Consider the following 5,583-nt stretch of genomic DNA (forward strand, 5'->3'; position numbering starts at 1 on the left):
AAATAAGATAGGATGTGTCCAAATTTAGGGGGTCAATCCGAAAAACTAATCTGAATTTATATATTTTGTTAGTAAAGGAGAAAGAATTATTATGATAGATAAGTTAACGAAATTTATAAAAAGTGAGTTCCTTCTCATATACCAAATGGGAAAAGTAGCCTCAACAAGTATTGAAAATTCACTTAAGAGGAGAAGTGATTTGAAATTTCATATTTATCATATTCATAGCTTCTACTCCCCAATCTCTTATGAAATGTTTAAAAATTTTAATTGTGTAAAATATTACCATTCACTGTGGGATAGGTTTATTTATTATATAAGAAATGTTATAATACTTAGTCTATTTAAAAGAAACAAAAGAATTAAAATAATATCTTTAGTAAGAGAGCCTGTTTCAAGGAATGTATCAATGTTTTTTCAGGATATTCAAATACCGGTGTTTGAATTAAGTAAACTATTCGATAACAGACTTGATAGCAATAGCAACCTAAAAGCTTTAGAAAAAATATTTTATGATAAGTTAAACCATAATTATGGGGTAGAATGGTTAGATAATGAATTAAAACGAGCTTTTGGAATAGATGTATATAAATATGATTTTAATAAGGAAAAGGGATTTTCTCTTATAAAACAAGGAAACATTGAACTAATGATTATTAAAATGGAAAAAATAAATGAATTAGAAAAGGAGATAGGAGAGTTCTTAGACATTAAAGATTTTAGATTAGTAAATGAAAATACAAGTGAGAAAAAGTGGTATAGTTGTGTTTATAAAGAGTTTATAAAAAATTTTAGACCTAGTGAAGATTATATTAATAATTTATATGATACAAAATACATGAAGCATTTCTATTCTGAAGAGGAAATAAAAAACTTCAAAATAAAATGGCTAAATTAGAACTATAAATAACAATCATAAAATAGTAATTTTTTCTTAAAACACATGTTTACTCATTTATAGGGGTTTATTTTATGGAAAGATTAATTTTTTTAAAAAAAATTTTAAAGAACGAATTTATAGTTAAAATTATAGAATCGCTTTTTGGAAGAGCATCAGGTATTTTGTTTTCTATGCTTTTTTCTTTAGTTTGTACCAGATTATATGGTGCCGAAGCATTCGGCCAATATACTTATGCTTTTACACTAGTTACTTTTGTAACGATTTTTGCAGTGGCTGGATTAGATAATGGATTAATATATTATATACCAAAGGTAGGAAATAAATATGTTACTTTAAGTATTATTGTGAGTACTGTTTTATCAATCATTTTTATATTAATAACCAGTCTTTTTGTTAAAGATCAGTTTGTTAAGCTTATGCTACCTTTAGTATTGTTGTTTGCTTTAGAACAAATTTTTTTCAGTATTTATCGAGCAGAAGGTAAAATTAGAGAATTTTATATTTTTAATGGATTTATTTCTATGCTAATGCGCATTTTGCTTATAGTGTTGTTCTATTTTATTTTTGGTAGTAATGTTGAAAATATAGCATTAGCTGTTTATATATCTTTAATGTTTTCTGTATTAGTTTATTTTTATCAAAATAAATCTAGTTTTAAAAAATTTTCTTATAATAAGAACTTTTTAAAATATTCTTTTCCGCTTGTCATTGCATCTATCGCGGGTACAATTATGGATAAAATAGATATTATTATGCTTGGAATGATGCTAACAAAGAAAGAGGTTGGGATTTATCAGATAACAGTTCAAATAACAAATATGATTGCAATGTATTTACTGATTTTTAATACGGTTTTTGCCCCTAAAATTTCCCAACTTTATCATAGTCATAAAATTCAAGAACTAAGGAGAATATATATATTATCTACTCGGGTTTTAGGTCTCTTTTCTTTAATTACAATAATAGGACTGATCGGCTTAAGTAAATATATTTTAGAGTTATTTGGTCAAGAATTTATAGAGGGACAAGTAGCCTTAATATTCAGAGGAATAGGTCAGTTTATTAATGTTGCAGTAGGAAGTGTATGGATTATGCTTTCTATGACTGGAAAACCTAAGTTGCATGTATATGGTAACTTATTTGCTTGTTTAATAAATATAGGATTAAATTATCTTTTGATACCGATATATGGAATAAGTGGAGCAGCCTTTGCTAGTATGATAGCTTTAAGTTTTGTTAATATATTAGGTTATATATTGGTTTGTAGGGAATTTAGGGTCAAAGTTTACGGTGTTTTATAATATTTTTGTGGGTTTTAATCAATATTTTGGGTACAAAAAGGTTTAATTATATAGACTCCCATGACAAAAAATTTCGTCACCATCGGAAGGATGAAAACAACCTTCTGTCGAATGGTCTCCTTGCAGCTGGGGTCATGAGGTCGTTGTATCTATAGTACGTAAAAGTCCGATATATAGACGGACCCCAGTAGTCTAGTGCACTACGGAATGTCGCTCCCTTGAGGGAAGCACGCAGGATAGAATGCTTGAACAAAGGCTGCTGCACCAGCTGTTTTTGAGAACGAAGCAGGGAGGGAGACCGATGCGCGTCTTGTATGAACGCTGTTGCGGATTGGACGTGCATAAGCAATCGATTACGGCTTGCGCCCTTACCCCTGAAGGAAAAGAGATTCGCACGTTTGGTACGCTGACCGACGATCTCGAGGAGTTGGTGGATTGGCTGAAAGAAAAAAATGTGACGCACGTTGCCATGGAGTCGACGGGCGTATATTGGAAGCCAGTGTATAATCTCCTCGAAGCAGAGCCGATCGAAGTGCTTGTGTCATGCCTAACACATCAAAGCGGTTCCCGGGCGAAAGACCGATGTCAAAGATGCTGAATGGATCGCGGACTTGCTTCGCCATGGATTGCTAAAAGGGAGTTACATCCCTCATCGGGCTCAGCGGGAGCTCCGGGAACTGGTCCGTTATCGGCGCAGTTTGATCGAGGAACGGGCACGGGAGCTCAACCGCATCCAAAAAGTGCTGGAAGGAGCCAATATCAAGCTTTCTTCGGTCGTATCCGACATCAACGGGATGTCGGCTCGGCTCATCATTCGCGTCCTTATCGAAGGAAAGGACGATCCGGCGGCCCTTGCCCAGCTCGCCAAAGGGCGGCTGAAACAAAAAACGGAAGAGCTCCGGCGCGCATTGAAAGGAGCATTCCTGTTAGAAGTTTTTTCGGAGACTTGAATAAAAAAGCCCTCTTGGTAATGTGATATTATCCCTCTAGTGTAGACAGTTGGGAAAATGCCCATACTGTCATTAAAAACACTGGAGGGATTTGTTTATGTTCGAGACCAAGCAAACATCGAAAGGGAAGACCACATATTCCGTGGAGTTTAAATGGAGGGCTGTCCAGATGTACATCGAAGAAGGATGGGGATATAAGCGGATATGCCAAGAGTTAGGGATTCCCTGCACGAAAACGATCAGACTTTGGGTAAAACGTTACCATGAACATGGCCGAAAAGGGCTCGAAGAACGGCGCGGGACATCCAAGTCTCCATTCAAGGGAAGACCCCGAAAAAAAGAGTGCAGTTTAGAGGAAGAGAATCGAAGACTGAAAGCAGAGAATGATTATTTAAAAAAGTTACGAGAGCTGGCAAGGAGGTGAAACCAAAACCAAAAGAGCGGTTTCCGATCATTCAGGAGTTATCCAACACCTATCCGATTGCCTTGCTATGCCAACTGGCCGGTGTGTCAAGAAGCGGATACTATCGATGGGTGAACCGGCAGGGAATCGTCACGGAGAAACAAAAGGAAAATGAACAAATCAAACAAATGATCCTCGAATGCCATCAAAAGGTCAACAGGATCTATGGATACTACCGCGTGAAGGCATGGATCAAACGAAATTATGGGAAGACCGTGAATCATAAGCGAGTGTACCGACTGATGAAAGAGTTGGGGATTCAGGCCAAAATCCGCCGAAAAAAGCCGAAGTATAAAGCGGGAAAGGAGAATATCGTGGCGTCGAACGTGTGAAACCGTGATTTTGTGGCCACTGCAGCCAACCAAAAATGGGTGACGGATATTACCTATGTGCCATTTCAAGGAACCTATTTGTATCTTTCTGCTATTAAAGATTTGTACAACAATGAAATCATTGCGTATTGCATCAGTCGTTCGAATGACTTAAAATTGGTGATCGAAACCGTCAAGGACGCCATCAAAAAACGGGATGCGCGAGGAGTCCTTCTCCATAGCGATCAAGGCTCCCAATACACATCCCGCCAGTACCATCAACTGCTGAAGGCTCATCATATCATTCCTAGTATGTCCAGAAGAGGGAACTGTTTAGACAATGCCTGCATGGAAAACTTTTTCGGGCATTTGAAGTCGGAAATGGTGAACCTTCACACCTTTGAAACGGAGGAGGAAATGATCGAGGCGATCGACCAGTACATGTATTTTTATAATTATGAACGGTTCCAGAAAAAATTAGACTATCTCAGCCCAGTGGAATACCGAATTGCCCAAGCAGCCTAGCAGACGAACGGCTGAGAATGTCTCCTTCTTCAGCTTGCCAACGATGAAGTGGAATGAAGAGGACGTTGTCAAGCGCTTTCCTTGACAACGTCTCCTCATTCAGCTATCCTGCAAGCAGCTGAAGAAGGTGGGTATTTTTCACACTGTCTACTTGACAGGGATATGTTCAGAGCGAGGGAGGGTGTTAAAAAAGCCGTTTCCTGTTCTGCAATCGAAAGAAGGATTGAAATGGTTGTACCAGTGCATTGTGGAAGCCATGAAGGAATTTGGAAAAACCGAGGTGATCGTTGGCATCGAGCCAACGGGGCATTATTGGCTCAATCTCGCTTACTTTCTAGACGAGAAGGGAATTCCTCTCGTCATGACAAATCCGATGCACGTGAAGCGATCCAAAGAGTTGGATGACAACCTTCCAACCAGCATGATGCGAAAGATGCGCTCGTCATTGCCCGATTAGTGAAAGACGGCCGATTCAGCTATCCGCGTATTCTGAAAGGGATGGAGGCGGAGTTGCGGGTGGGAGCGACATTTCGCTCCAAATTGGTGGAAGAACAGGGAGCGATTCGAAATCAAATGATTCGCTGGCTTGATCGATATTTTCCGGAGTTTTCCCAAGTCTTCCCGTCATTTGGGAAAATGGCGCTCGCGGTGCTGGAATATACGCCATTTCCGAGTGATCTGGCAGGAAAAGAGCTAGAAGAGGTTCTCGCCCTTTACCGGCAAAGTCAGGGATTACAATCGCCACAAAGGCCGGATGGAATTGGCCCAACACTCCATTGGCGTAACGAAAGGGCAACAGATGGCCCGTATCGAAATTGCCACGCTTGTCCGCCGGTACCGTCAACTGGAAGAAGAAATCGAGGCACTGACAGAGCAACTGATCGAACTCATTCAGACATCCGTCGAATACGAATGGCTGAAGACTGTTCCGAGCTTAGGCGATGCGACCATCGTAGAACTGTTATCAGAGATCGGGAGTTTCTCCCATTATCAGGATCCGCGGCAGCTTATCAAATTAGCGGGCCTGACACTGCGGGCTCACATTTCGCACCCTAACCATCCAGAATAAAAGGAATTTTTGCTTATTTTTTTGAGATAACTTTCGGATCAGCACAACTAGCGATGGTAATCC

5 protein-coding genes and 2 pseudogenes are annotated in these 5,583 nt (G+C 39.0%); all 7 read left to right on the forward strand.

All coding sequences use genetic code 11. From position 1 onward, the window contains the following. The first annotated feature begins 91 nt into the window (after positions 1 to 91). The gene (locus GJ1_RS16975) at positions 92 to 898 is read left to right on the forward strand and encodes a putative capsular polysaccharide synthesis family protein (protein WP_066235008.1); all 807 of its coding nucleotides are present in this window, start codon (positions 92 to 94) and stop codon (positions 896 to 898) included. Positions 899 to 972: 74 nt separating this feature from the next. Further along, positions 973 to 2,202 (forward strand): flippase, encoded by a 1,230-nt coding sequence (locus tag GJ1_RS16980; RefSeq protein WP_066235010.1) that lies wholly within the window; start codon positions 973 to 975, stop codon positions 2,200 to 2,202. Positions 2,203 to 2,503: 301 nt separating this feature from the next. Then, a pseudogene (locus GJ1_RS16985) lies at positions 2,504 to 3,119 on the forward strand (IS110 family RNA-guided transposase); the annotation flags it as partial. 130 nt (positions 3,120 to 3,249) lie between these two features. Further along, positions 3,250 to 3,576: a transposase gene (locus tag GJ1_RS16990; protein ID WP_066235012.1), complete on the forward strand. Its 327-nt coding sequence runs from the start codon at positions 3,250 to 3,252 to the stop codon at positions 3,574 to 3,576. Continuing rightward, positions 3,573 to 3,947 (forward strand): IS3 family transposase, encoded by a 375-nt coding sequence (locus tag GJ1_RS18475; RefSeq protein WP_157068414.1) that lies wholly within the window; start codon positions 3,573 to 3,575, stop codon positions 3,945 to 3,947. Before GJ1_RS16990 ends, GJ1_RS18475 begins: the two co-directional genes overlap by 4 nt. Positions 3,948 to 3,959: 12 nt before the next feature. Next, positions 3,960 to 4,451, forward strand: a complete 492-nt coding sequence (locus GJ1_RS16995) for an IS3 family transposase (RefSeq protein ID WP_157068415.1) — start codon at positions 3,960 to 3,962, stop codon at positions 4,449 to 4,451. A gap of 169 nt (positions 4,452 to 4,620) precedes the next feature. After that, positions 4,621 to 5,499: pseudogene (locus GJ1_RS17000) on the forward strand (IS110 family transposase); the annotation flags it as partial. Between the last annotated feature and the right edge of the window lie 84 nt (positions 5,500 to 5,583).

The sequence above is a fragment of the Geobacillus jurassicus NBRC 107829 genome (genome assembly GCF_001544315.1).
GTDB classification, from domain to species: Bacteria; Bacillota; Bacilli; order Bacillales; family Anoxybacillaceae; genus Geobacillus; species Geobacillus jurassicus.